This is a genomic window from Aeromicrobium sp. PFPM2_SD2 (genome assembly GCF_057364525.1).
Map to the genome: position 1 here is coordinate 1 of NZ_JBNFNZ010000766.1, position 640 is coordinate 640.

The window sequence follows — 640 nt, forward strand, 5'->3', positions numbered from 1 at the left end:
CGCGGCGGCGTTCTGCGGCCTTGGCCGGCGGCGGGGCGCCGCCCTGGGCGGCCTTGATGGCGTCGATGAGCGCGCTCTTGCGCAGTCCGGCGCCGTTGACGCCGAGGCCGGAGGCGATCTCCTGCAGCTCGGCGATCTTCTTGCCGGCGAGACCGCCGGTGGCGCGACGAGGCTTGTCGGCCGCGGGAGCGTCGGTGGCGGCAGCCTCGGAAGTGGTGTCGATCGTGTCAGTCACGTGGATTCCTTTTCGGGAGGCGCGACGGCCTCCGCCCGGTAGACCGGGGATGTGAAGGTATGCCCGGCTCGAAACGAGAGCTCAGGCGCCTGGGGGAACTGCTCCGTCGGGGAGAAGGTTTCTCGAACTCCGACTACCTCGACCATAGCACCACCGGTGTCGGGTTTGTTCCGAACCCCTCACCCGGTCGGCGTGTCGACGCGGTGGACGCCCCGGGCGGCGACCTCCACCTCGTGCACCGTCCAGTCCGCGGGGGCGACGTCGTCGACCCCGCGGCCGAAGGCCAGGACGGTCGGTCCGCGCCGGCGAGATGACGGCCGGGACGCCCTCCACGCGCCAGGGCGCGCAGCACCTTGTGCGAGCCGGGCATGGCCGGGGCGCGGAAGGACTGGTGCAGCAGGTCGT

Annotated in this window: 1 protein-coding gene and 1 pseudogene; both read right to left on the reverse strand. The window is 72.2% G+C overall.

Annotated elements, in window-relative coordinates:
• Positions 1-235: Rho termination factor N-terminal domain-containing protein (locus AC2W7G_RS17975; RefSeq protein ID WP_485869632.1), on the reverse strand; the 235-nt coding region annotated here is incomplete at its 3' end.
• Between the two features lie 179 nt (positions 236-414).
• A pseudogene (locus AC2W7G_RS17980) lies at positions 415-640 on the reverse strand (hypothetical protein); the annotation flags it as partial.